The sequence below is a fragment of the Methyloligella halotolerans genome (assembly GCF_001708935.1).
Classification (GTDB): domain Bacteria; phylum Pseudomonadota; class Alphaproteobacteria; order Rhizobiales; family Methyloligellaceae; genus Methyloligella; species Methyloligella halotolerans.
Genome location: NZ_MASI01000002.1, coordinates 335,727 through 360,490 on the forward strand (window position 1 = coordinate 335,727; position 24,764 = coordinate 360,490).

The 24,764-nt window shown below is 63.4% G+C and carries 25 protein-coding genes and 2 pseudogenes; 16 read left to right on the forward strand and 11 right to left on the reverse strand.

Going from position 1 to position 24,764, the window contains the following annotated elements; genetic code table 11:
- Window positions 1-62: 62 nt before the first annotated feature.
- On the reverse strand, window positions 63-497 hold the full coding sequence (locus A7A08_RS05940; protein ID WP_069094575.1) for a hypothetical protein: 435 nt from the start codon (window positions 495-497) through the stop codon (window positions 63-65).
- Between the two features lie 124 nt (window positions 498-621).
- Here A7A08_RS05940 and A7A08_RS05945 point away from each other — a divergent pair, with 124 nt between their 5' ends.
- Window positions 622-1,221 carry a 2-hydroxychromene-2-carboxylate isomerase gene (locus tag A7A08_RS05945; RefSeq protein WP_069094576.1) on the forward strand — a complete coding sequence of 200 codons (600 nt, stop codon included), beginning with the start codon at window positions 622-624 and terminating at the stop codon, window positions 1,219-1,221.
- A gap of 147 nt (window positions 1,222-1,368) precedes the next feature.
- Here the strand turns inward: A7A08_RS05945 and rlmN are convergent, their stop codons facing one another.
- Together rlmN and A7A08_RS05955 are read right to left on the reverse strand one after the other, a co-directional pair.
- Window positions 1,369-2,595, reverse strand: coding sequence for a dual-specificity RNA methyltransferase RlmN (rlmN, locus tag A7A08_RS05950; protein ID WP_083226497.1), 1,227 nt, complete (start codon window positions 2,593-2,595; stop codon window positions 1,369-1,371).
- Window positions 2,596-2,696: 101 nt separating this feature from the next.
- Complete coding sequence (locus A7A08_RS05955) at window positions 2,697-3,059, reverse strand: invasion associated locus B family protein (RefSeq protein WP_141693859.1); 363 nt, start codon at window positions 3,057-3,059, stop codon at window positions 2,697-2,699.
- A 475-nt stretch (window positions 3,060-3,534) separates the two neighbouring features.
- Between A7A08_RS05955 and A7A08_RS05960 the strand changes: the two genes are divergently transcribed.
- Window positions 3,535-4,515: an NADPH:quinone oxidoreductase family protein gene (locus A7A08_RS05960; protein WP_069094701.1), complete on the forward strand. Its 981-nt coding sequence runs from the start codon at window positions 3,535-3,537 to the stop codon at window positions 4,513-4,515.
- Between the two features lie 51 nt (window positions 4,516-4,566).
- On the opposite strand, the gene A7A08_RS05965 is transcribed toward A7A08_RS05960, so the two are convergent.
- Window positions 4,567-4,965 carry a YkvA family protein gene (locus A7A08_RS05965; RefSeq protein ID WP_069094578.1) on the reverse strand — a complete coding sequence of 133 codons (399 nt, stop codon included), beginning with the start codon at window positions 4,963-4,965 and terminating at the stop codon, window positions 4,567-4,569.
- A gap of 97 nt (window positions 4,966-5,062) precedes the next feature.
- Between A7A08_RS05965 and A7A08_RS05970 the strand changes: the two genes are divergently transcribed.
- Both A7A08_RS05970 and A7A08_RS05975 read left to right on the forward strand, forming a co-directional pair.
- A complete protein-coding gene (locus tag A7A08_RS05970) occupies window positions 5,063-5,614 on the forward strand; it encodes a low molecular weight protein-tyrosine-phosphatase (RefSeq protein WP_245290828.1) in 552 nt (183 codons plus the stop codon).
- A 151-nt stretch (window positions 5,615-5,765) separates the two neighbouring features.
- Window positions 5,766-6,143 (forward strand): VOC family protein, encoded by a 378-nt coding sequence (locus A7A08_RS05975; RefSeq protein ID WP_069094703.1) that lies wholly within the window; start codon window positions 5,766-5,768, stop codon window positions 6,141-6,143.
- Between the two features lie 4 nt (window positions 6,144-6,147).
- On the opposite strand, the gene thpR is transcribed toward A7A08_RS05975, so the two are convergent.
- On the reverse strand, window positions 6,148-6,708 hold the full coding sequence (gene thpR / locus A7A08_RS05980) for an RNA 2',3'-cyclic phosphodiesterase (RefSeq protein WP_069094579.1): 561 nt from the start codon (window positions 6,706-6,708) through the stop codon (window positions 6,148-6,150).
- Between the two features lie 293 nt (window positions 6,709-7,001).
- Here thpR and aat point away from each other — a divergent pair, with 293 nt between their 5' ends.
- Window positions 7,002-7,940 carry a leucyl/phenylalanyl-tRNA--protein transferase gene (gene aat / locus A7A08_RS15895; RefSeq protein WP_069094580.1) on the forward strand — a complete coding sequence of 313 codons (939 nt, stop codon included), beginning with the start codon at window positions 7,002-7,004 and terminating at the stop codon, window positions 7,938-7,940.
- On the forward strand, window positions 7,937-9,304 hold the full coding sequence (locus tag A7A08_RS05990) for an oligosaccharide flippase family protein (RefSeq protein ID WP_083226499.1): 1,368 nt from the start codon (window positions 7,937-7,939) through the stop codon (window positions 9,302-9,304). The genes aat and A7A08_RS05990 overlap by 4 nt, the downstream gene beginning before the upstream one ends.
- On the opposite strand, the gene A7A08_RS15900 is transcribed toward A7A08_RS05990, so the two are convergent.
- Window positions 9,245-9,511, reverse strand: coding sequence for a hypothetical protein (locus A7A08_RS15900; RefSeq protein ID WP_141693861.1), 267 nt, complete (start codon window positions 9,509-9,511; stop codon window positions 9,245-9,247). The genes A7A08_RS05990 and A7A08_RS15900 overlap by 60 nt on opposite strands.
- A gap of 86 nt (window positions 9,512-9,597) precedes the next feature.
- Here A7A08_RS15900 and A7A08_RS06000 point away from each other — a divergent pair, with 86 nt between their 5' ends.
- Window positions 9,598-10,350 carry a phosphatase PAP2 family protein gene (locus A7A08_RS06000; RefSeq protein WP_069094582.1) on the forward strand — a complete coding sequence of 251 codons (753 nt, stop codon included), beginning with the start codon at window positions 9,598-9,600 and terminating at the stop codon, window positions 10,348-10,350.
- Window positions 10,351-10,354: 4 nt separating this feature from the next.
- On the opposite strand, the gene A7A08_RS06005 is transcribed toward A7A08_RS06000, so the two are convergent.
- Window positions 10,355-10,795 (reverse strand): Rrf2 family transcriptional regulator, encoded by a 441-nt coding sequence (locus A7A08_RS06005; RefSeq protein WP_069094583.1) that lies wholly within the window; start codon window positions 10,793-10,795, stop codon window positions 10,355-10,357.
- 77 nt (window positions 10,796-10,872) lie between these two features.
- On the opposite strand from A7A08_RS06005, the gene hmpA reads away from it, so the two are divergent.
- Entirely contained in the window at window positions 10,873-12,096 is a 1,224-nt protein-coding gene (hmpA, locus tag A7A08_RS06010; protein WP_069094584.1) for an NO-inducible flavohemoprotein, read from the forward strand.
- A 79-nt stretch (window positions 12,097-12,175) separates the two neighbouring features.
- Here the strand turns inward: hmpA and A7A08_RS06015 are convergent, their stop codons facing one another.
- Window positions 12,176-12,613: a MarR family winged helix-turn-helix transcriptional regulator gene (locus tag A7A08_RS06015; RefSeq protein WP_069094585.1), complete on the reverse strand. Its 438-nt coding sequence runs from the start codon at window positions 12,611-12,613 to the stop codon at window positions 12,176-12,178.
- Window positions 12,614-12,979: 366 nt separating this feature from the next.
- Between A7A08_RS06015 and A7A08_RS06020 the strand changes: the two genes are divergently transcribed.
- Window positions 12,980-13,447: an EF-hand domain-containing protein gene (locus A7A08_RS06020; RefSeq protein ID WP_169822935.1), complete on the forward strand. Its 468-nt coding sequence runs from the start codon at window positions 12,980-12,982 to the stop codon at window positions 13,445-13,447.
- Here the strand turns inward: A7A08_RS06020 and A7A08_RS17550 are convergent.
- The 3 genes and pseudogenes from A7A08_RS17550 to A7A08_RS06035 form a co-directional block, all read right to left on the reverse strand.
- A pseudogene (locus A7A08_RS17550) lies at window positions 13,444-16,537 on the reverse strand (efflux RND transporter permease subunit). The gene A7A08_RS06020 and the pseudogene A7A08_RS17550 sit on opposite strands and share 4 nt — an antisense overlap.
- A 15-nt stretch (window positions 16,538-16,552) precedes the next feature.
- Window positions 16,553-17,926: an efflux RND transporter periplasmic adaptor subunit gene (locus A7A08_RS06030; RefSeq protein WP_083226501.1), complete on the reverse strand. Its 1,374-nt coding sequence runs from the start codon at window positions 17,924-17,926 to the stop codon at window positions 16,553-16,555.
- Window positions 17,927-18,008: 82 nt separating this feature from the next.
- Window positions 18,009-18,443 (reverse strand): hypothetical protein, encoded by a 435-nt coding sequence (locus A7A08_RS06035; protein WP_069094587.1) that lies wholly within the window; start codon window positions 18,441-18,443, stop codon window positions 18,009-18,011.
- 176 nt (window positions 18,444-18,619) lie between these two features.
- Here A7A08_RS06035 and A7A08_RS06040 point away from each other — a divergent pair, with 176 nt between their 5' ends.
- The 7 genes and pseudogenes from A7A08_RS06040 (at window position 18,620) to A7A08_RS06065 (ending at window position 24,738) form a co-directional block, all read left to right on the forward strand.
- Window positions 18,620-19,081, forward strand: a complete 462-nt coding sequence (locus A7A08_RS06040) for a ferritin-like domain-containing protein (protein ID WP_069094588.1) — start codon at window positions 18,620-18,622, stop codon at window positions 19,079-19,081.
- Window positions 19,082-19,218: 137 nt separating this feature from the next.
- A pseudogene (locus A7A08_RS17555) lies at window positions 19,219-19,703 on the forward strand (MarR family winged helix-turn-helix transcriptional regulator).
- Window positions 19,696-20,643: an HlyD family secretion protein gene (locus A7A08_RS17560; protein ID WP_483428585.1), complete on the forward strand. Its 948-nt coding sequence runs from the start codon at window positions 19,696-19,698 to the stop codon at window positions 20,641-20,643. Before A7A08_RS17555 ends, A7A08_RS17560 begins: the two are co-directional and overlap by 8 nt.
- A complete protein-coding gene (locus A7A08_RS17705; protein WP_483428586.1) occupies window positions 20,586-20,939 on the forward strand; it encodes an HlyD family secretion protein in 354 nt (117 codons plus the stop codon). Before A7A08_RS17560 ends, A7A08_RS17705 begins: the two co-directional genes overlap by 58 nt.
- Window positions 20,932-22,497: a DHA2 family efflux MFS transporter permease subunit gene (locus A7A08_RS06055; protein WP_069094589.1), complete on the forward strand. Its 1,566-nt coding sequence runs from the start codon at window positions 20,932-20,934 to the stop codon at window positions 22,495-22,497. Before A7A08_RS17705 ends, A7A08_RS06055 begins: the two co-directional genes overlap by 8 nt.
- A gap of 301 nt (window positions 22,498-22,798) precedes the next feature.
- Window positions 22,799-24,394, forward strand: coding sequence for a DUF4153 domain-containing protein (locus tag A7A08_RS06060; protein ID WP_169822936.1), 1,596 nt, complete (start codon window positions 22,799-22,801; stop codon window positions 24,392-24,394).
- Window positions 24,395-24,465: 71 nt separating this feature from the next.
- Window positions 24,466-24,738 carry a DUF6582 domain-containing protein gene (locus tag A7A08_RS06065; RefSeq protein WP_069094591.1) on the forward strand — a complete coding sequence of 91 codons (273 nt, stop codon included), beginning with the start codon at window positions 24,466-24,468 and terminating at the stop codon, window positions 24,736-24,738.
- Window positions 24,739-24,764: the final 26 nt, after the last annotated feature.

The window sequence follows — 24,764 nt, forward strand, 5'->3', positions numbered from 1 at the left end:
CGATGCCCCTGGATTGCCGGGTCAAGCCCGGCAATGACGGCCGGGGACTATGGCAAGCCGCGTCACGCCCCCCGGCCGCAGATGAGCCAGTAGACAAAGCCGCCGGTGAAACCGGCCGTGGCGAAGATGGCGGTCGCCTGGGGAGGCGGGAGAGTCGACAGTTCGCCGGGCGTGCCCACGAGAAGCGGTACGGCCAGAAGCGAGATGCCGCCCGCGATCACATAGTACATCCAGCTGCGGAATTTCAGCACCTCACCGATCACCACGGCGATCAGGGCCGGTAATACGGTGAGGGTGGGGGCGATGGCTGCGGTGAACATCACCAGGCCGAAGACCTCGCCGCCTTGCTGCATCATCGAATCGTGGGGCGCGGCCTGGCGAAGCTCGTCGCCGACCCAGAGCGCGCCGAGCAGCAACAGAACGGCGAGCGCAATCCCCGAGGCGAAGAGGAACGAAACGACCACCCAAAGAATGCGGAAGACGGTGCGGGTAATCATGGTCGGCTCGGTCTCGATTCGGCTCTAGACTGTCGCTGCAACGATATGGGCGCGTCGCTTCGCCGGCTTGGCAGGCGGGGCGTCTCCGGCAACTCTGACCGGGCATGACATAGGTGGATTGACGATGCCAAGCCTCGATTTCTGGTACGAATTTGCAAGCACATATTCCTATCCGGCCGTGATGCGGATTGCGCCGCTGGCCGAAGACGTGGGCGTCACGGTGAACTGGCGGCCGTTTCTGCTCGGTCCGATCTTCGCGAACCACGGCTGGGCGGATTCGCCCTTCAATCTCTACCCCACGAAGGGTCGCTATATGTGGCGGGATCTGGAGCGGATCTGCGAAGCGGAAGATCTGCCGCTGACCTTGCCCCCGGTGGCGTTTCCGCAAAACGGTCTGAAAGCGGCCCGGATCGCGCGGGCGGGCAAGGAGGACGGCTGGACGCCGGACTTCACGCGGGCAGTCTTCACGGCGAACTTCGTGGAGAAGAAATGCATCAGCATGGATCACGTGCTGGCGGAGATCCTGGAAAAGCTCGGCCTTGATGCGGAGGCGGTGATGGCGGAGTCCTGCACCGATCTGAACAAGGCGCATCTCCGTGCGGACACCGACGAAGCCTGCCGCCTCGGAATCTTCGGCGCGCCGTCCTTCACCATCGGCGAGGAGCTGTTCTGGGGGAACGATCGGCTGGAAGAGGCGCTTCGCTGGGCGGTGAAGCGGGGTTAGGCGGGCACCATCCCAGGTGTCATTGCCCGGCTCGACCGGGCAATCCAGTAATCCCTGCCGTGCCCGCTCATCAGCGCCGTGGATACTGGATCCCTGCTTTCGCAGGGATGACAGCCTGAATCTGGCGTCGTTGTGCTGAAACAGCTGCTACGCGTTTGAAGCGGCGGCCACCGCGCGCTGGCTGGCGCGGAGCTTGACGGATGCGCTCTTGAGCTGCCCGCAGGCGGCCATGATGTCCCGGCCGCGGGGCGTGCGGACCGGTGAGGCATAGCCCGCGCGGTTCACGACCTCGGCGAACTTCTCGATCTGGTCCCAGTCGGAGCATTCGTAAGGCGAGCCGGGCCAGGGATTGAACGGGATCAGGTTGATCTTGGCCGGGATCTTCTTCAGGAGCCGCACCAGCTCCTTGGCGTCGGCGACGCTGTCGTTCACCCCGTCCAGCATCACGTATTCGAAGGTGATGCGCTTGGCGTTGGAGAGGCCGGGATAGTTGCGGCAGGCCTCAAGAAGATCGGCGATGGGCCACTTCTTATTGATGGGCACAAGCTCGTTCCGCAGGTCGTCGCGCACGGCGTGGAGCGAGATGGCGAGCATGGTGCCGGCTTCTTCACCCCAGCGCGGAATCTCCGGCACCACGCCGGAAGTCGAAAGAGTGATGCGCCGTTTGGATAGGGAAATGCCTTCGCCGTCGGAGACGATGGCCATGGCGTCGCGCACATTGTCGAAATTGTAGAGCGGCTCGCCCATCCCCATGAGCACGACATTGGTGATCTTGCGGGGGCCGTCCGGGATGCCGGTCTTGTCCTCCGGACCTTCGGCCCCGGGCCAGTCTCCCAGCCGGTCGCGGGCCAGCATGATCTGGGCGACGATCTCGCCGGCTTCCAGATTGCGCACCAGGCGCTGGGTGCCCGTGTGGCAGAAGGAGCAGGTGAGGGTGCAGCCCACTTGGCTGGAGATGCACAGCGTGCCGCGGTCGTCCTCGGGAATGTAGACGGTCTCGACCTCGCGGCCATCGGCCAGGCGAAGCAGCCATTTTCGGGTGCCGTCCTGGGAGACCTGCTCGGACACGATCTCGGGCCGGCCCAGGGCGAACCTGCCGGCGAGCTCCTCGCGCAGTCCCTTGGCGACATTGCTCATTGCGCCGAAATCGTCGACGCCGCGCACATACATCCAGTTCCAGAGCTGGGCGGCGCGCATGCGCCGCTGCTTCTCCGGAACGCCGATGGCGCCGAGCCGTTCCGCGAGGGCCTCGCGGCTCAAGCCGATGAGAGACGGCGGCGCGGATTCATGAGGCGCGGATTCTTGGGGCGCGGAATCTTGGGCAGGCTTCGGAGCCTCGGATATGGCAGATGCAGGAAGCATGGCCACAGACATAGGACGATCGGGGCCGAATGTGGAGGGGAATGCGCAGATTCGCCCGAAGCGGATAGACTGCCGGATCGGGCGCGCAACTGTGAAAATGTGGGAAGAGTGCCCTAGAAGGAGCACTCCCGCTCGATTTCGCTCATGGCCGCCGTGACGCCGCTCAGGGAATATTTGTCGGTCGTTTTGGTGCCGCGAGACGAGGTGCCGCTGACCGTGAGGCTGGAACCGGCCTTCATGGCCTCGACGACCTGATCCTCTCCAGCGCGGGTCTCCACGTAGGCGCCTTCATCCTTCGTGTAAAAGCTGAAGGCCTTGCCATCGATGTTGACCGAGACCTTCGCGCCGGGGCTGAACGGGTAGCCCATCTTGATGCTGATCTCGTTCTTGATTCGGTCGGAGGGATACCGGCTGATGTAGAAATAGATCGGACCCCGCCGCACATCGCTCGGCTCGGATGAGAGCGGTTGCGACACGACGAAGCATGTCTTCGGACTCGCCGCGGATTGATAGGCAGACCAATGATTGAAATTCTTCAGAAGCTTGGCGTTCTGGGCGTATGCAGGTGCGCAGCTGAAAGCCAATAGAAGGCAAGCAGCACGGACAGCTCGGTGCATCATTGATTCCCCGACTCGGATGCTGACTGAAAGACATGCGGTTTCGGTTGGGAATAAGACCATATAGATTCGCCATGGGTTTGGCCAGATTTCTGACGGCGATGCGGTCAGTTGCCCCGGGGGTTGATGCGGTCCGGCTCGAGCCGCTCCGGAACGCCAGCGCGTGATGCGGGCGGGTTGCGGTTGAGACGGTGTGGGACTTTCGGGACGAGCCTTTACACCTGACAAGTCGGCCTGGCTGCTGCGGTTGGCGGCAGCTCATGCGCGACCATTGGTGTGGAGAGAGTTCGGAGACCGGTCCGGCGGCCGGTCAAGTTTGGAGAAGAATGGAATCATGCGGGCGGCACAGTTCAAGGAGTTCGGCGGCATCGGCGCTCTTCACGTGGAGGAGGTGGATGAACCGGTGGCCCAGGAAGGCGAAGTCGTCATCCGGGTGAACGCGGTGGGGCTGAACTTCTTCGATACGCTGATCCTGAAGGACAAGTATCAGATCACACCGCCCCTGCCGTATTCGCCCGGTGCCGAGATCGCCGGGACGATCGACAGTGTAGGCGCCGGCGTTTCGGAGTTCGAAATCGGTCAGCGGGTCGTGGCCTTCATCGGCGGCAACGGCTGCCGGGAGAAGGTCGCGACAAAGGCACGCAATGTCGTGCCGATCCCGACGGGCGTGAGCGACGAGTTCGCCGCCGGGCTGCTGGTGACCTACGGCACGGCGCTGCACGGCTTCAAGAACCGGGCGCGGCTGCAGCCGGGCGAGACGGTGGCCATCCTCGGGGCCGCGGGCGGGGCCGGCGTCGCCGCCATTCACGTCGCCAAGCTTATGGGCGCGCGGGTGATCGCGGTGGCCTCGTCGGGCGACAAGCTCGCCTATTGCCGAGAGCATGGCGCCGATATGGGACTGAACTACAAGGAGAAGGGCCTGAAGCCCGGCCTTCGCGAACTCACCGACCGGCGCGGCGTCGATGTGCTCTATGACTGCGTTGGCGGCGACAGCGCGGAGCCGGCCCTGCGGGCCATGGCGTGGGAGGGGCGATATCTCGTGATCGGATTTGCGGCCGGTGAGATCCCCAAACTGCCCCTGAACCTGGTCCTTCTGAAGGGCTGCTCAATTATCGGCGTGTTCTGGACGGCGTTTATCGAGCGGTCGCCCGATGCCCATCGGGAAAACATGCTTCAAACCCTGCAATGGGCCGATGAGGGGAAAATCGCGCCGCATATCCAGGCGACGTTCCCGCTCGTCGAGACCGGCAAGGCGCTGACAATGATCGAGCAGCGCAAGGTGCAGGGGAAGCTGATCGTCCGGCCCCAGGATTAGAGCCCGGGATCGAAAGGCCGGCGCGGCCGGCTTCTCGACCGCGCCATACCGCTAGCTGTCGGGGAATTCGCGCTCCAGGGCGCGGGCCGCCGCAGCGCGGTGGGCCGGGGTGATGTGAGACGAGACCAGGCTCATAACGCCCGCCAGCAGTGCCGCGTCATCGGCAAAACCGAGGCCCAGAACGATATCGGGCATCAGATCCATCGGCAGGATGAAGTACGCAATCACCGCCAGCAGCATGCCGCGGACGCGCAACGGCGTCTCGCTGTCGAGGGCGCAGTAATAGCCGGCGACGAGATCCTCCACGAAGGGGACCTGACCCGCGAAGCGCTTCAGCTTGCTCCAAAAGTCACGGCGGACCTTGCGCTCGCGTTCGGCGACGCGCTCGGCAGATACGCCCTGGCCCATGGCCTCCTTACGCAAGGAGTCGGCATCATCAAAGGCAGCCATTCATCGTCCTCCAAACCGCTAAGGTGTTAGCGGATGCGCTAAATTTAGGGTTGCAGGTGCCCGATCACAAGATGCCACGGATTGCAGCGGGGCACGCTTGCAAAGCCTGGAGGCCCATGCGATTCAAGGCGTCATGTCCGGCGATCCCCGTCACAAGCTGCTTTTCATCTGTCTCGGCAATATCTGCCGTTCGCCCATGGCGGAGGGTGTATTCCGCCGCGTGATCGCAGAGGCCGGTGTGGCCGACCGTTTCGAGATCGATTCGGCAGGGCTGGGAGATTGGCATATCGGCCAGGCACCAGACACCCGCGCGCAAGCCGCAGCTACCGGCCGGGGAATGGATATCTCCTCCCAGGCCGCGCGGCAGGTGACGCCGGAGGACTTCCACCGGTTCGACCTGCTCCTCGCCATGGACCGCAACAATCTGGCGGAACTCAAGGCGCTCGCGCCGGAAGGGACCGAAGGCAAGGTCCGCCAGTTCCTCGATTATGCGCCCCATCTGGAGGCCATCGACGTGCCGGACCCGTTTTTCGGCGGGGATGAAGGGTTCGACCATGCGCTCGACCTGATCGAAGCGGCGAGCGAAGGTCTGCTCGAATCCCTGATCGGCGACAGTGCCCCAGCAGGAAAGAGCGCCCCGAAGGATTGATCGCGACTTGCGGCCGCCGGCCCGCTCGGCCTATCACTGGCCATCCCGGAGCACCGCCTCCTTCACATCATTGGAAGGCCCGTTACCGACTTCGGCACCGTCCGGAGATCCGCCTTCCGCGTGAGGAGGGTTCTCCATGAGCAACACCGACATGAGCACTGTCGATCCAGACAGCATCGGTTTCGGACGCATCGCGGCGACGTTGCCCGTGCAGGATATGGCGCGGGCGCTGCGCTTCTATTGCGGCACGCTGGGCTTCACCAAGATCTTCGAGAACGGCGATCCGGTCGGCTTCGTCATCCTGAAGCGGGACGGGGCGGAGCTCCATCTCACTTTGCAGAAGACGCACAAGCCGGCGAATTTTCCGGTGGCGCATCTGATGGTCCAGGACGCGAACCGTCTCGCAACACTCTGTGAAGCCAACGGGCTTCGGATCGTGAAGGGTGTGCGGGACAAGGAGTACGGCCTGCGCGCCTTCGTGTTCGAGGATACGGAAGGCAACCGCATCGATGTCGGTCAGCCGCTCTAGGCGATCACCCGAAGGAGTGGTGCAGAGGCTGATGCTCCAGAGGGTATTCGGCTTCCACCACGTAAGGCCCGCCGCCGATAGACGCGCGCGACGAGAACAGCACGAAGCGGTCGACGGTGAAGGGCTCGGAGAAGAATCCGCCCTGACTCTCCAGATAGCCCGCCACGGAGATGGGCTTGGTGCCGCGGAGGCGCGCGATGGTGACATGAGGTGTGAAGTTCCTCGCCTCCGCCGGCAGTCCCGCAAGCCTGGCGGCGCGTTCGTGAGCCCGCTGGAGGTTGAGCAAGGGCTCGGACGGGCGGAGGCTCGCCCAGAGCGCGCGGGGCTTCTTGCCGCCGAAGGCCCCGAGACCGTCGAATTGGAGCTGGAACGGCTCCACATCGATATGTCCGAGATTGGCGGCGAAATCGCGGGCCGTGCCGCCATCCACGTCGCCGATGAACCGTAAGGTGAGATGATAGTTCGCCGGGTCGATCCACCGCGCGCCGGTCATGCCTGTGCGCAACAGGCTCATGCGGTAACCGATCGCTTCTGGGATTTCGATGCCGGAAAAGAGTCTCGGCATGGCAGCCTCATTTCGTCGCGTAGCGCGGCATGGCGAGGTGGGGCGCTATGACGCCCAACTCCATACTCAGGCGGGTTGCGCCGCAGATCAAGCATTCGCAGCCCGCGCGAACCTCGTTAAAGCTGCTCGCCCACAGCAAATTTCCGGCTCAGGCGGCTCATTTTTGCCGCGCTGTTAAGGAGTTCTTCCGAAGGGGAGTGCAAGTATCGTTTGTTGGCGTACCAACCTCCCACGGTATTTTCCGAAAATGCGGATCGAGGCCATGCCGGCCCCGGTGCAAATGGTGCTTTTGGATGAGCAACGCCAATCATGACACTTTGGGGGTCGCCGTGCCCGTGCACGAGAGCGACCCCGCTGAAGCGCTATTTCACGAAAGCTGGTCCGCGCGCCTGCGCCGCTGGGTCTTGGGGGTCGGCTACGCCTTGAAGCCGAAACGGATCGGGCTTTTGCCGCGGATCTGGCTGCTGACCTGTGCCCAGCTGTTTGCGCCCGAATTCGAGTGGCACCGGCTGCCGGAGCGGCCCCACTATTATACGTGGCGCGGACTGGTCGGCGTGAGCAACGATCTTTCGGTCGATGCCCTGGTTACGAACTACAAGCGCGGCCTCTTCCCGTTCTGCCATATTGGACCGATGAAATGGTGGTGTCCCGACGAGCGGGCGGTCATCGACCCAGCCGAGCCCCATGTGAGCAAGAAACTCGCGAAGCTGCTGCGACAGCAGAAATTCCACGTCACCATGGACCAGCGTTTCGCCGAGGTCATTGCAGCCTGCGCGAGGCCGCGGGAAGGCAAGGTGCCGCTTACCTGGATCACGCCGCAGATCATGCAGGCCTATTACGACGCGCATGAAGCTGGATACGCCCATTCCGTCGAGGTCTGGGACGAGAAGGGGAATCTGGTCGGCGGGCTATACGGGCTCGCGATCGGCAAGGCCTATTTCGGCGAGTCTCAGTTCTCCCGCGTCGACCATGCCTCGAAAGTCGCCACGGTGGCGTTACACCGGCACCTTGCGGCCTGGGGCTTCAAATTGCGCGACGCAAAGTGGATGACGCCGCATCTGGAGAGTCTCGGCTTTCATCCCATACCCCGCGATGAGTTTCTGCGCCTCCTGGAGCATGAAACGAACATGCCGAGCGCGCCGGGCAAGTGGCAGGTCGATCCTTCTCTGATGGCGGATGGGCTGAAGAACGGTCAGCAGAAACAGAAACGCTCCACCGAAACGATGGCATGACGACCGGGGCCGCCGATACAAATCCGCTGTCGCGAGCGGCCGCGCTGCTCGGCAAGGGCCGGGCCCTCTTCACCGTCTCCTCCATGGTGTCGGTTGCACGCATCGCTGGCGCGGCGGCGGGCTTCATCACCCAGGTGCTGCTGGCGCGCTATCTGCAGGCGAGCGCCCTGGGCGTGTTCTATTCCGTCGTCAGTCTGGTGGCGGTCGCCGGTCTCGTCGCCGCTTACGGCTACCCGGCCATCGCGCCCCGCTTCATCTCCCGCTACCGGGAGAAAGGGCGGCCCGACCTCGTGCTCGCCTTCATCACCCGGGCACGCCGGGAGGCGACGCTTTACGTGCTGATCGGCGCCGTCGGCATCGTCGCTTTCGGACTGCTTTGGCCGGGCCTCGATCATGTGACACGCATGGCACTGATCGCGGCGGCCGCAGCCCTGCCGGCTAGCGCCTCGTTGCGGGTGAACGGCTCGTTCGCCGGGTCCCTGCGCCGATTCTTGCTGGCCTATCTGCCCGACACGGCCATCCGTCCGTTCCTGCTGTTCTTCGGCGTGCTCGCCTTCATTGCGCTCGGCATTCAGTTCGACGCCGCGGATGTGACCTGGCTGGTGGCGGGTATCACCAGCGTCATCGCCTTCACCCAGTACGCTTTGGTGCAGCGGGACGTGCCAAAGATGCCGTCCGCGCCGCCGCCGAAGCGCCTGGTGCGGATCTGGCGGCGGGAGGCTCTGCCGCTGATCATCGTGGTGATGTTCATCGAGTTCTTCGCCGACGTGGACATCCTGATGCTCACGCCGTTCATCAGCCAGGCGGAGGTCGGCATTTTCGGCGTCTGCCTGAAGATCGCGGTTCTGGTGGGCTTCGCGGTGCAGGTGGCCCAATACATCGTCCAGCCCGATCTGGCCGACGCCCATGCGCGCAAGAGCTACGCGCCGATCAAGAAGGCCATGGCCAAGGCCCTCGGTTTTCCGCTGGCGGCGACGCTGGGTGCCTTTGCGCTGTTCGCAGTATGGGGCAACGAGCTCCTGTCGCTGTTCGGACCGGAATTCGCCGGGGCGAAAGTGCCGCTCCTGATCCTGATCGTGAGCCAGCTCGTGCGCGCTCTGTTCGGGCCCAATGTGGCGCTGCTCACGGTTCTCGGCGCGCAGACCCAGAACGCAACGCTCGCGATCTGCTCCATCGCGGTGCTGGGGCTGAGCAATATTCTGCTGGCTCCGGCCTATGGCGCGACGGGCGCCGCGCTCGCCGTCGTGATCGCCATGACGTTTTGGATGATCGGGACGTCGATCCTTCTCTATCGGCTCAGCGGACTAAGGACGGATGCCCTCTTCCTGCTTACGGGGGGCGCCCGGCAAGCCGAAGACGCTTGATGCGGCGACAGCCCTTCCGCTTTGAAGGGCGGCATCCTCATCGACGGTCTCGCCCGCGAAGAATGCGCCGAACATCAGCCAAAGCAGAAACGCGGTGATCGTTACGATGGCGATCAGCGCTCCGATCTTTCCGAAATGCAAAGGCATTGCCTCTCCTCCCCCAAACGTCATTTTTATGCCGGAGAGGATACACAAGTCGATCTCCAAGGCTAGCTTTGACAGAAGCCCGCTTGCCGGGGCCTTATGGCCGCGAGCCGCTTGCGGGCGGTGCAGCTAAAGGGCATGCGGGGGCCATGACAGGGTTTTGGGCACAACTTCGGGACAAGGCGCATCGTCTTTACCGCAAGGCACCGGGGATCGAGGCTATTCCGGTCCTCTTGATCGGCACCATGGCGGCGAGCGTATGGGTGTTCTTCGAAATCGCCGACGAGGTGGTGGAGGGAGAGAGCCGCGCCTTCGACGAATGGGTGATGCTCTCGCTGCGCAGCCCCGGCGACACGGCCAACCCTCTCGGCCCGGCCTGGCTGGAGGAAACGGCGCGGGACGTCACCGCATTCGGCTCGACCTTCGCGCTGATCTTCATCTCACTCGTGGTGTTCTTCTGGCTGCTGATGAGCAAGCGGCCCCACGCCGCGCTGCTGCTCTCGATCGCGCTCGTGGGCGGCACGATCCTCAACAACGCTCTCAAGTTCATCTTCGACAGGCCGCGTCCGGATCTGGTTGCCCACGGCACGGAGGTATTCACTCTGAGCTTTCCAAGCAGCCACGCCATGTTGTCCGCCACGGTCTATCTGACCCTGGGGGTGATCGTGATGCGTTACAGCTCGGCTCTGAGGCTGAAGGTCTATGCCATCAGCGTCGCCTTGCTGCTGGCTCTCATGGTCGGGATCAGCCGCATCTATCTCGGCGTCCACTGGCCAACGGACGTCATCGCTGGCTGGGCCGTCGGTGCGGCATGGGCCAGCGCGTGCTGGCTGTTCATACTTTGGCTGCAGCGGCGCGGCCAGGTGGAGAAGTCGCCGCCGACAGAGAACGGTCCCGCCTGAGCGGCTATGCCGGCCTTATTTCATTCAGGGCCTTGAACATGGCGCGGTTGCCGGCCGCGTCGGCGAGGGTGTGCTGGTTCAGATCGGTGAGGAACGAGCGTGTCGCCTCATGGAGATAGCGCTTGAGACGGCACGCATCGACGATCAGGCAGCTATTGGTATTGCGGTCGAAGCACTCGACGATATTCATGTTCGGCTCGAGCGCTTCGACGAGATCGCCGAGGCGCACCTCCTTGGGATCGCAGGCAAGACGGATGCCGCCGCCCTTGCCCTTACTGCTGGCGATATAGCCGAGCTGGGCGAGTCGATGGACGACCTTCACGAGGTGATTGCGCGAGATGCCGTAGCGCTGGGCGATCTCGCCGACGCTGCATAGCTGGTCGGGCCGGCCGGCCAAGTACATCAGGCTGCGTAACCCGTAATCGGTGAACATGGTGAGCTGCATGGTGCGGCCTTATAGCCCGTTTCGGGAGCATGTGACTCATAATATGCATTCGGAATACATATTCAAAGGAGGGACTCATGCTGAGCGCCGAAACCATCTCGATCGTCAAATCCACCGTTCCGGTTCTGGAGGAGCATGGGGAGACCCTGACGCGTCACTTCTACAAGCGGATGTTCTCCCATAATCCCGAAGTGAAGCCATTCTTCAATCAGGCGCATCAGCGCGCCGGGTTGCAGCAGCAAGCGCTGGCCGGGGCTATCTGCGCCTATGCGGCGAATATCGATAATTTGGGCGCGCTCGGTCCGGCAGTCGAGCTGATCGCTCAGAAGCACGTGGCTCTCCAGGTCAGGGCGGAGCACTACCCCATCGTCGGCGAGAATTTGCTGGCCTCGATCAAGGAGGTGCTTGGCGACGGCGCAACCGACGAGGTGATCCAGGCCTGGGCCGAGGCGTACGGTGTGCTGGTCGATGTGCTGGTGGGTCGGGAGAGCGCGATCTACGACGAGATCGCCTCCGAACCCGGCGGCTGGTCCGGCTTCAAGCAGTTCCGGATCGCACGAAAGGAGCCGGAGAGCGATGTGATCACCTCCTTCTATCTAGAGCCGGTGGACGGCAAGCGGCTCCCGGAGTTCAAGCCTGGACAGTACATCACGCTGCGGGTGCCGACGCCCGACGGCAGCACCACCATGCGGAACTACAGCCTGTCGGATCGGCCGGGTCAGGGTTGGTTTCGGATCAGCGTGAAACGGGAAGAGAGCAAGGGGCCGGACGCGCCCGAAGGGTATGTCTCGACGCTCCTGCATCGGGAGCTCGAACCAGGTGACGAAATCGAAGTCGCCGCACCCTGCGGCGAGTTCTTCCTGCAGCCCGATCTCGATCCGGACCGGCCCCTGGTCCTGCTCGCCGGTGGCGTCGGCATTACCCCCCTGTTCAGCATTCTTTCCGACGCGCTGCAGACCAGCCCGGAGCGGCCGATCCTTCTCGTGCACGGCGCCGTCAACGAAGACATGCAGGCGTTCAGAGAGGTGATTGACCAGCTCGCGGAGAAGCATCCCAATCTTCACCGGCACTATTGTTATGACGAGCCGGCCAAGGATGGGGCGACACGGGCGGCGCATATGACCACCGGTCTGGTGGATGAGGCGCTGCTCGATAAGCTGCTGCCGGGCGAGGGTGCGGAATACTATTTCTGCGGCCCGAAGCCGTTCATGGAGTCGGTGCACCGGCAGCTTACCGTGCGGGGTGTTCCTGCGGAGAACCTGCATTTCGAATTCTTCGGTCCGCGGGGAACGTTGGACTAAGGGCGCGACCCGAGACCGACGGCAGGCGTGGTGGGCGGCTCGAGCGGCCCATCTCGCTGCCGATTCAGGGATCATTCCGTCAGAGCTTGAGGTCGGCGACCTTGCCGATCAGGGCCACGAAGGCGTCTCGCTCGCAAGGATCGAGGCGGGACAGCATCTCCTCGCACTGCCCTTCCTGCTCGGCCAGCAGAGCGGCGGCCGTCTTCTCCCCTTCGGCCGTCGCGGCGAGCTTGACGATGCGACGGTTCTCTTCCGTCCGGGAGCGGCTCACGAGGCCGCGCTTGCTCAGCCGATCCAGGATGGTGGAGGCGGTGGTCGGTACAACGCCGAGATAGCAGGCCACATCGCTGGCGATGCAACCCGGGTTGCGCATGATGTAGAGCAGCGCGTGCATATCCGAAGGATTGAGCTTGGAGCTCACGCAGCTGCCCGGCCGCTCCGCGATCTTATAGGCGCGGGTGAGGGCGTCGACGGCCTTGCGCACAGCCTCGACCTGGGATTTACGAATCTTCGTCACCGCCGGACATTACGAGATACGGAGTGTGGGTGGAAGGCGGCTTATGCGCTGCCAGAAGCGGCCGCGGCCTCATCGTGCGGCCGGCGTAGCATCGCCGCGCATTCGACAGGCGCTCGTCTCAGAGCGACCCGGAAAGCAGCTCTTAAGTACGATTGCGGCTGCCGGGTTCTGCAACCCGCCTGAAGCTGTAGCTTCATGCATGCGCTTCAACTCTCCTGCCACGCAGCAAACCACAAAGGACTTCCTCTCATGATACTCCGCGTTCTGGCGATATTCCCGATGCTCCTTGCCGCCATAAGCACCGCCAGAGCCGAACCCATGCCTCAGGGGGAGGTGGTCCGAAAGCTTCCGCCGAGGACTGTGCAGATGATTGCGCAGAATCCTGACCGGTATATCGAGAACACCATCCGGCAGCTTTATCAGCTCGCCCCCGACGGAGTTCTGACGGAAGAGGTTCTCGAAAAGCGGAAACGTCTCGAAGCAGCACAAAATCGCTCACGGCGCTTTTCGCAGTCGCTTCGGTACGACTTGAACGGCGATCTCAAGATCAGCAACGAAGAGTTCGAAGAGCTTGGCGGACTGTTTTCCGGCAGCGAGCTCGGCCAACTCGAGATCTTTCGGCGCACTCTGGACACCAACAGGGATGGGGATGTCTCCAGCGATGAAATGATGGCGGACGCCCGTGACGACACGGACAGACAAGCGGAGCGCTTCCATCAGCGATATGGCTACCTGATGCTGTTCGACCTCAATGACGATGGGAAGGTCACCGCCGAAGAGATCGTGCGTGGTACGGAGGTCCTGGACGACGACCGAGAGACTTTAACCCCTTAGTTCCCGGATCCTTCACGCCCTGGCGCGAACCATTTGTAGAGTGCCGGGATCACCAGGAGCGTGAGGATAGTCGACGTGACGAGGCCGCCGACCACGACGGTGGCGAGCGGCTTCTGCACCTCGCTTCCGGCTCCGGTGGCGTAAAGCAGCGGGATCAGGCCGAGCGCGGTGGTGGCCGCAGTCATCAGCACGGGCCGGACCCGCAGGCACGCGCCCTGGATCGAGGCTTCGTCCACATCGACCCCCTCCTCCACCAGACGGTTGAGGTAGGTCACCAGAACCATCCCGTTCTCAAGCGCAATCCCGAACAAGGCGATGAAGCCGACCGAGGCGGGGACCGAAAGGTTCTGTCCGGTCATCAGAAGGCCGAGGATGCCGCCGACCAGCGCCAGCGGAATGTTCAGCATGATGAGGCCGGCGCTCTTCAGTGAGCCGAAGTTGATGAACAACAACAGCATGATGAGGCCGAGGGTGACGGGCACGACGATGGCCAGGCGCTGGTTGGCTTCCTGCTGCAGCTCGAACTGGCCACCCCAATTGATCAGATAGCCCGGCGGCAGCTCCACCTTTTCGGAGATCTGCTGCTCGCCGTCGGCGACAAAGCTGCCGATATCGCGGCCGCGCACATTGGCCTGCACGGTGATGAAGCGCTGGCTGTCCTCGCGGGTGATCTGGCGGGGGCCGACGATGGAGTCGATCTTCGTCACCTGATCGAGGGAGACCAGCGGACCTGCCGGCGTCTGGAGGATGATGCGGCGGATGGCTTCTTCCGTGTCGCGCCTATCCTCGGGATAGCGCAACAGGATATCGAAGCGCCGGACGCCCTCGAGGATCTGGCCGGCGGTCGAGCCCCCCACGGCGGTGGAGACCACCTCCTGGACGTCGTCGACATTGAGGCCGTAGCGGGCGACGGCGGCGCGATCGATGGTGATACGCAGCTGGGGCGTGCCGATCACCTGATCCATCTGGACGTCTGCGGCGCCTTCCATGCCCGCGACGACGTTGCGAACCTCTCCGGCGATGCGGCGTAGCTCCTCCGAATCGGGACCGAAGATTTTCACGGCAAGTTCCGCTTGGTGCCTGTCAAAAGCTCGTCGGTGGCGGCGGCGATGGGCTGGGTGAAGTTGAACTGGGTGCCGGGGAAGTCCTCGAAGTACTCCGCCATTTCGGCGATGAGATCGTCATAGGAGATATCCTCCGTCCACTCGCTCTCGGGCTTCAGACCGACGAAGCTCTCGGCGCTGTTGACGGGGTCGGCATGGGCGCCGACCTCGCCGCGCCCGACGCGGCTGACGACACGCTCCACCTCGGGGAACCGGTTCATGAGACGCCTTTCGAAGCGGGTGACGGTTTCCTTCGCTTCGTCGAGGGAGATCGAGGGGGCCATGGTGAGGCGCACCAGCAGATCCCCTTCCTTCAAGGCGGGCGTGAACTCCGAGCCCAGCATGGGAAAGGCGAGAACGCCGACCACGACGAGGGCGCCGGCGAGGCCAGCCGCCAGCCATCGCGCTCTTACGAGGAAGGCGACCATGGGCCGGTAGAGGGCGACGAGGGCGCGGAGGACGCCGGCCTCCTCGATGCTCCCGCCCCCGCTGCGGCGGCGCATGATGATCTCCGACAGGGCCGGTGCGATGAGAAGGGCGAAGATCAGCGATCCCAGCATGGCCAGAGACACGGTGAGGGCCAATGGCCGGAACGTCTTGCCCTCGACGCCCTGGAGCATGAAGAGCGGCAGGAAGACGATGATGATGATGAGGATCGCGAAGATCACCGGGCGCAGCACCTCGGCGCAGGCCTGGGCGATCAGCTCCCGGCGGGTGCCCTTGACTTCGGGGTCGTGGATCACGCGGTCGACGTTCTCCACGATCACGATGGCCGCATCGACCATCATGCCGATGGCAATGGCGAGGCGCCCAGTGACATGAGATTCGCAGAAACGCCGAGCACCTGCATCATGATGAAGGCGAAGCCGATGGAGAACGGGATCGACAGAGCCACGACGATGCTCGGGCGCACGCCTCCCATGAAGGCGAAGATGACGAGCGCGACGAGGCCTACGCCTTGCATCAGGGCATTGGTGACGGTGCTCACCGCCTGGCCGACCAGAGCCGACTGGTCGTAGTAGGGAACGATCTTCACACCCTCGGGCAGCGCCGTCTGGATCTTGGCGAGCTCGGTCTTCACGCGATCGATGACCGACGACGTGTTGGTGCCGATCAGCTTCAGCACGAGGCCGGCGACGACCTCGCCTTGGCCGTTGGAGGTCGCGAGGCCCTGGCGGACCTCACCGCCGATTTTCACCTCGGCGATGTCGCGGAGATAGACGGGCGTGCCGTCCACGGTCTTCACCACGATGTTGTCGAGATCGGCGATGTCCTCGGCCAACCCGATCGAGCGGACGACATATTGCTCCGCGTTCTGGACGAGGAATTGTGCGCCGACATTGGCGTTGTTGGCCTCGACGATCTCCAGCACGTCCGCGATCGTCAGGTCGTAGCGGAGAAGGGCCTGGGGCTCGATCACAACCTGGAACTGCTTGACGTAACCGCCAAGCGACAGAACCTCCGTCACTCCCTTCACGGTCTGGAGATTGAACTTCACCACCCAATCCTGGAGCTCGCGCAGCTCCTCCAGGCTGTAGGAGCCGGTCTCGTCCTTCAGATAGTAGAAAAGGATCTGGCCGAGACCCGTGGTGATGGGCCCCATCTCCGGCTCGCCGAAGCCTTGGGGGATCTCCTCGGCGGCCACCTGGAGCCGCTCGTTGACCAGTTGGCGCGCGAAATAGATATCCGTGCCGTCCTCGAAATAGACGTTCACGACGGAGAGGCCGAAGTTCGATGTCGAGCGCACTTCCGCCAGATCAGGCAGGCCGTTCATGGCCACTTCGACGGGATAGGTGACGTAGCGTTCGACGTCTTCTGGGGCGAGGCCCTCCGTCTCGGTGAAGACCTGAACGAGCGTCGGCGTGACGTCCGGGAAGGCATCGACGGGAAGGCTCCGATAGGCGAAGCCGCCGGCGACGATCATGGCGATGCCCAGGACGAGCAGGATCAGCCGCTGGGCGAGGATGGTCTCGATGAAGCGGTTCATTGTTGTTCTCCCGCCTCAGTGATGATGACCGCCGAAGCTGCCTTTCGACATCTCGGCTTTCAGGGTGAAGGCGCCTTCGGTGACAATCTTCTCGCCGGGCTTCAGGCCCTCTGCGATGACGATGTCGTTCTCGCCCTTCGGCCCCAGGGTGACATTGCGCGGCTCGAAGCCCTCGTCTGTCTCGACGAAGACGGCCGGCTTGTCTTCGATGGTCTGGACGGCGGCGCGCGGGACCTTCACGGCGTCCTGGCCGGAATCAACCGTGACCCGGGCGGTGAGAAACATGCCGGGGCGTAGGCGGCCGCCGACCGGATCGGCGATGATACGGGCGATGGCCGTGCGCGTGCCTTCCTCGATCTGAGGGGTGACGAAGGCGATCGTCTCCTGGGCGATGACGTTGCCCTGATCGTCGAGGATATCCACGGTCTGACCCTTCTCGATCCGGTCGAGATCGCCCGGAAAGACGCTGAGATCGATCCAGACGCTTGAGAGGTCGGCGACCGCGAAGGCCTGCCGGTCGGCGCCGATATATTCGCCAAGCGTGATGTGGCGTTTCACGACGTGGCCGTCGAAGGGTGCGGTGAGCGCGTAGGCGGTCAGCACCGTGTCCTTCTCGTTCTTGATATTGACGACCTGATCCTTGCTGATCCCCAGGGCGTAGAGCTTCTGTTCGGCGCCGCGGCGCGCGATACGGGCTTCGGCCAATGCAGACTTGGCGTCGAGGAAGGTGCGCTCGGAGGTGATCTTCTTGTCCCAGAGCTGCTGCTCCCTCCGGAAGCTGATCTCCTGGAGGCTCTCCCGCTCCACGTCCGCCAGATAGTCGGATTTGGCATCGGCGAGCTCGCGGCTGTCGAGGACGGCGAGCAGTTCGCCCTTCTTCACATCATCGCCCTCGGTGGCGTTCACCTCGGTCGCGATGCCGGAGACCCGCGGCACGACGTGGGCCAGGCGGTCGCCGTTGTAGTGGACCTCTGCGGGCAGGGTGAAGCTGTCGGTCACGGCGCCCGTCTCGGCCGCCGCCACCGTGATGCCGAACTCCTTGCGCTGCTCGTCGCTCAGGCGGATCGGGCCTTCGTGGCCATGTTCATGGCCTTCGTGGCCGGCTTCTTCTCCGCCGTGCGCATGGCCTTCGTCACCCGTCTCTTCGGCGCCGTGATCGTGTCCCTCGTGATCCTCCTCATTCGTGTCGGCGTGAGGATGGCCATCGTCGTGGCCGTGACCTTCGGCTTGATCGTGCCCGGCAGACTGTGAGCCTGAGTCCTCCTGGGCGCTAAGGCCGTCGCAGGCGGCAAGGCCGGACGTCAGGGCGAGAAGGGCGGTAAGCGCCAGGAAGACAGACGCGGGATGAGCGAGCCGGGCCGGTGTCGCCGGCTTGGATTTGAGATGCATCGTTGAAAGCCTTGTTCCGTCGAGAGATGCGCATGCGCAAAGGGCCGGGCTTCAACGAGAAGTCCGGCAGGCGGAACAGGCGTCAGGTGCGAAGGACGACCGTCTTCAGGAATGTCAGGTGGGGCGAAGGCGGTGCAGTCGCCGGGGGTGGCGGCGCTGCGAGGGTCTTGGCATGGGTGGGCACCGCGGTCAGGGCCGGAGTGGGTATCGCTCCACTGGCCGGTGCATTCAGCTGGGCCATGGCCTTGGTGGTGGCCGCGCCCGGCGGTGCGCTGAGGTCGAGACATGGCTCGGCATGGTCCTGACCATGCACGGCCAGCGATACGCCCTGGTGGACGGCAGGGTCGTGATGGACGACCTCTTCGCGGTGGCAGGACGCGACATGGGCAGTCTCGACCGCCAGGTGGCCATCCGCTCCGATGCAGACGACGGCGCCGGCGCTTCCCGGTGCAAGGCACAGGAAGGTCAGGAGGGCCAGCATCAAGCGGCTGCCGATTCTCAGGCCGTTTCGCGTCATGCTCTCCTTAGAACCCGGAACGGCTTGGCGGATCAAGTCCCCCAATTGGCGCAGCGTCGCACCACCGGTTCGTGGAGCGAGATCGGTCCGGCGCAAAAGCAACCGCCTCCTTTTCAGCGCGGGTGGGCGCACCCAATATCTCAGATATCGGTTCTTTTTTGAGATGAGGAAACGAAATGGCTGAGAAAAATATTACACGCGACCAGCTTGCCGAGCTCCTGAACGAGGATCTCGCGCGCGAGTATCAGGCGATCATCGCCTACGTGGTCTATTCCCAGGTCATCAAGGGTGCTGAATATATGAGCATCGCGGACCAGCTCGAGCAGCACGCTCACGAGGAGCTGGAGCACGCGCTGACGATTTCGCGGCAGATCGACTATCTCGGCCATACGCCGACGGTGAAGGCGAAGCCCGTGAAGGTCTCCGAGGATGCGCGGGAGATGCTGCGCTTCGACCTCGACAACGAGAATGAGACGGTTCGCAACTACCGGCAGCGTGTCCGTCAATGCGAGGCGCTGAACGAGTTCGCCATGGCCGAGCAGATCCGGGAGATCCTGGTCCAGGAGCAGGACCATCAGATCGATCTCGCCACGGCCTTGGGCGAGGACGTGCCGGATGTCGGCACGGCCGGCGACTAGAACCCCGATATTCCACGAAACACCTCCGGGACGCGGCATCTGCGCCCCGAAGGTGTGACGTCTCGCCGCTTGCGAGCGAAGGCGATCGGCATAAATAAGCTTATCTATAATAAGCACGCTTAGTATTCGATCGTCCAATGACGGACTTCAGCCCAGACAAGCCCGAGATCACCCTCGGATTCCTGCTGCACGACGTGGCGCGGCTCATCCGCAAGCTGTTCGAGCAGCGTGCGCGTGGGCTCGGGCTGACGCGCGCGCAATGGCAGGTGCTCGCCTATCTGCGGTTCAACGACGGCATCCGGCAGGGCGCTTGGCGGAGATGCTGGAGCTGGAGCCGATCAGCCTCTCGCGCGTGGTGGACAAGCTCGAGGCCGCAGGCTTTCTGGAGCGCCGCCCCGATCCCACCGACCGTCGCAGCAAGCAGCTTTTCCTGCTGCCGGCGGCCTATCCCAAGCTGAAAGAATTGAAAGCCATCGCGGCCACCGCCAAGCAGGACGCCCTTCAAGGGGTCCCCCCAGCCGATGCCGCCAGGATGATGGAAACGCTGCAGGCCATGCGGGAAAATCTCAGCGGCATCAGCAGCGCCGAGCAAAGGCCAGATGAGGACACCTCCGATGGGTAAGGTAGAGCGCGATGCCGATTTCAGCCCCGCGGAGCCGCTGGGCGAGGTTCAAGAGAAGAAGCCGGACAGCACGCCGGAGCCTGCTTCCTCCGAGGAGCAGGACGCTACAGCGGTGGCGGCGAAGGAGGCTGAGCACCAGGCCGACACGGGCCCGGCCCCGCGCAACAAGAGACGCGGCCGGGTGCGGTTGGTGCTGTTCGCGCTGCTGCCGTTGGCGCTGGCCATCGGCGCGTATTTCTACGTGACAGGCGGGGCGGTGATGGAGAGCGAGAACGCCTATGTCCGGACGGACATGGTGGCGGTCTCGACGGACGTCTCCGGCATCGTTCAGAGCGTCGCCGTGCACGACAATCAGCCGGTGAAGCAGGGCGACGTCCTGTTCCGGCTGGATCCGCTGCCCTTCAAACTTGCCCTGGAGAAGGCGGAAGGACAGGTCGGAATCGCCCGCGCCCAGCTCGAAGCCCTCAAGGGATCCTATGCCCAGATCGAGACCCAGATCGATCAGGCCAAGATGGATGTCGATTTCTACGAGCGGGATTTCGATCGCAAGCAATCCCTGCTGAAGCGCAACTTCGCGTCCCAGGCCGATTACGATGAGGCGCAGCACAATCTGCAGGATGCCCAGCAGAATCTGGCGTCGCTGAAAACCCAGCTGGCCCAGGCCGCGGCGAAGCTCGACAACCATCCGGATTATCCGGTGGAGAAGCTCTCAGGCTTCAAATACGCGGTGGCCCAGCGCGACGAGGCGAAGCGGCAGCTCGATCACACCACCGTGCGGGCGCATTCAATGGCGTCGTCGCCAACGTCCCGTCGCTCCAGGTCGGGCAGTATCTTGCGGCCTCCACGTCCGCATTCAGCCTGGTGGCGACGGATCACATGTGGGTGGAGGCGAAACCCAAAGAGACCCAGCTCACCTATGTCAGGCCCGGCCAGAAGGTGACGGTGAGTGTCGATACCTATCCAGGCGTGACGTGGAGCGGCAGCGTGGAGAGCATCAGCCCGGCTTCCGCGTCCAGCTTCTCGTTGCTGCCGGCCCAGAACTCTTCCGGCAACTGGGTGAAGGTCGTGCAGCGAATCCCGGTCCGGGTGCGGCTCGATACGCCGTCGGACAAGCCGCCGCTGCGGGCGGGCATGAGCGTCGAGATCGAGGTCGACACCGGCCATGCGCGCGGCCTGCCGGATTTCATGACCGGCTGGTTCGGTGCGGGCCGATCGCCGGAGAACACCCATGGCTGAGGCGGCGGCCAGCGCGGGCGGGGAGGCGTTCGAGGCCGTCCCCGGGCGCGCAGCCATCACGTTCTGCGTGATCCTCGCGGTGGTGATGCAGGCGCTGGATACGACCATTGCCAATGTCGCGCTGCCCTATATCCAGGGAACCGTCGCGGCGAGCCAAGACCAGATCAACTGGGTCCTCACCTCCTACATCGTTGCTGCCGCCATCATGACGCCGCCCTCGGGCTGGTTCGCCGGGCGCTTCGGCCGCAAGCGCGTGCTGATGGTCGCTATCGCCGGATTCACGGTCGCCTCCATGCTCTGCGGAATGGCGCAATCCCTCACGGAGATCGTTCTCTTCCGGTTGTTGCAAGGCGCGTTCGGGGCGGCGCTGGTACCCCTTGCGCAAAGCTTCCTGCTCGACCTTTACCCTCCGGAGGATCGGGGCAAGGCCATGGGCCTGTTCGGCATGTCGGTGATGGTGGGACCGGTGCTCGGGCCTGTGCTCGGCGGCTGGCTGACGGAGAATTTCAGCTGGCGGTGGGTGTTCTACATCAACCTGCCCATCGGCATCATGGCCTTCGTCGGCATCATGATCTTCGTCCGCGAAACCGTGCTAGAAGACTCCAAGCTGGACTGGACCGGCTTCGTCAGCCTGTCGATTGCCATCGGCGCCCTGCAGCTCTTCCTCGACCGCGGCGAGCAGCTCAACTGGCTCGGCTCCAGCGAGATCGTCATCGAGCTGATGGTTTGCCTGGGCGCGTTCTATGTCTTCCTCGTCCATATCTTCACGACCGACAATCCGTTCGTCGATCCGAAGCTCTTCCTCGACCGCAACTTCACGATCGGGATGGTCTTCATCTTCATCATCGGCATCACCTACCTGGCCTCCCTGGCATTGCTGACGCCCTATCTCCAGACCCTGATGGGCTATCCCGTCACCACGGCGGGGATCGTCATGGGACCACGGGGGCTGGGAACCATGGCGACCATGCTCATCGTCGGCCGCCTGATGGGGAAGGTCGATACACGCGCGCTGCTCGTCATCGGGCTGGTGATCACCGCCTGGGCCATGTGGGACATGACCGGCTGGACGCCGGAGGTCTCCCAGTGGAACATCGCCGTCACGGGTTTCATCCAGGGGGCGGGGCTTGGCTTCCTGTTCGTGCCCCTGACCACGGTCGCGTTCCAGACCCTGCCCGCCAAGATGCGAGGCGGCGCGACGGGCCTCTACAATCTGTCGCGCAATATCGGGTCGAGCGTCGGCATCTCCATCGTCTCGGCCCTGCTGGTGGAGAACACGCAGGTGAACCATGCGAACATCGCCAGCTACGTGACGCCGTTCAATCGGGCGTTTGAGAGCGGGGCGGGGCGGCTACTCGATCCAACGAGCGGGGCGAGCCGGGCGCTGCTCGACCAGGAGATCACGCGCCAAGCGACGATCATCGCCTATTCCGACGACTTCTATCTGATGATGGTGATGTCGCTCCTCGCCATCGGCCTGGTCTTCCTGCTGAAGGGCAGCGGCCAGAAATCCGGAGCGAAGGACGAGGGCGAGGATTATGCGGTGGTGGTGGAGTAAAGCAGTGGCCGCGCGTGTCTCCGCAGAAATGGGTTGCGCGATGGCGCCGTGACCCGCAAAAAGTGCGCGAAGCGGGGCGCGGGGGACAGACATGAGCGACGATTCTGGCCGGAGCTGGTGGCGTCATGCCGCCGGGACCCTCGTTCAGGAGGCGGCAGGGAGCATAACGCGCTTTCCAATTCCCGCTGCATTGTGCGGCGGAATGTTCATCATCGCGCTCCGCCACTGGCAGCTGGGAGGGTTCGTCCGCTGGTTTGCGATCTGGGTCTGCGGATCGCTTCTCTTCGTCTCTCTGCAATTGGTGCGCGAGCGCTACGGCTGGGGCTGGCCCACGGTTTTCGTCCTCGGCCCTATGATGTTCGTGGGCGTCTCTGCGCTCTTTCTTGCATCGCCTCTTCCGTACTTTCCCTTCTCCTTCCTTGCCTATGGTCTGCTGCTGCTTGCGGTCGCGGTCCCCTATCTGCGAGATCAGGACCGTTCGGCATTTTGGGTCTATGCCGCGCGGCTTACCTTACAAGGTCTGTTTTCGGCCATCGGCGCAAGCATCCTGTTTCTCGGCGGTTGCGCGATCGTCTACAGCATCGAATATCTGTTCGGGATCGATCTGAACGCCGGCCAGGTCGTCCAATTTCTCGGAAAGGTGAGCTTCTATCTGGTTTTCCCAATAGCCCTCCTCGCCGGCATTCCTTCGGACTACGAAAGGCTTCAAACCAGCTACCCTAAGGCTCTGAGGGTTATCGCGACCTACGCGATGATCCCTCTGCTCGCGATCTATACGCTGATCCTCTACGCCTACATGGCGAAGATCGCCTTCGCAGGGCAACTGCCGGAGGGCGGCGTGGCCTATCTCGTCGTGGGCTATGCTCTTGCGGGCGTGATCACCTATCTGGTGGTCTATCCGCTCGAACACGGTCTTGCCGCGCTCTTCCGAAAGCTTTTCTTTCCGGTCCTTTTGGCGCCGCTCGTCCTCCTGGCGATCGCTATCGGGGTGCGGATCAACGAATACGGTTTCACCGAAGAGCGCTATACCGTGCTCCTCTGTCTGGTCTGGCTGACGCTGTCGGCGGTTCTGGCCATGGCTCTCGGGCGAATGAGAGCGCCCGCATTGATCGTTTCTTTGCTGGCGTTTCTCTTGATCGGTGCGTCGGTGGGGCCGTGGGGCGCCGTCGCCGTGTCGGCGTGGAGTCAGGTTGGGCGGCTCGAAACGGCGCTGGAGCGAAGCGGCGTTTTGGTGGACGGACAAATAAGACAGCCGGCGAACGATGTGAGCCGTGAAGACCGGATCGCGATAAGTGAAATCACTGACTATCTCGCGAACACCAAGAAGCTTGACCAGATCCGACCGTGGTTCGGCGATCCGGAGCATCCTGGTGAGCCGAATCTCGACAACATGGGTGCGAAGACGGCGGTCGAGCGTATGGGAATCGGTTACGTGCCGAGCAACGAGCGTGGTACGAACACGCGGCGGCGCTTTTCTTTCGGCGTCGAACGGGGTGAGACCGCGACAGCGGTTGCCGGGTATGACTACCTGATCGCTCTGGCGCTCTATCCCAGCGCCAAGCGTCCAAAGTCGCTCGAACGGACGTTCCCCTTGAAGGCTGATGGAACCGAGCCTCTCGAACTGGTCGCGAGATTCGATCCCGAAACCATCTCCCTCGACATCGCCATGCCTTCAAAACCGGCAAAGGTCAGGTTCGACCTTGCGCCGATCGTCGAGCGGCATACCGAGCCCAAGCCGGTGGCGACGATCAAGCCCGACAGTCGCGCGCTGGAAGAGAGCGACGGATCGTTTCGCGTGCGTCTGGAGCTCCAGCGTATCGATGGCTCATATCCGAATGATGGCGGCGGGCCGGACATCATCTTTGTCTCCGGCAAGCTTCTAATCGCGCTGGAATAAGCCTTCGAAAAACCAAATGCCGGGACCGGCGTTCTTCCTCGGGGGCTCTACAGAGTCGTAGGAGGTTTACGATGCAGACCACCTGGAAACCCCACACCAAGCACGGCGAACTCACCAAGCAGTCGGATCTGCCCGATAGCGTGTTCGCCTTTCCCGACAAGCGTAAGGAGCCGCTGACGGACGCCGATCACGTGCGCAACGCCCTGGCGCGGTTCGATCAGGTCGAGGGCGTGTCCGACAAGGACCGCGATCTTGCCTTCGCCAATATCAAGAAGGCGGCCGAGCACTACGGTGTCGACGTAAGCGAGAAAAGCTGGCACGAGCTAGGGCGCAATCCACACTAGCCGAGCCAGCGATTCGGGGAGGGGCA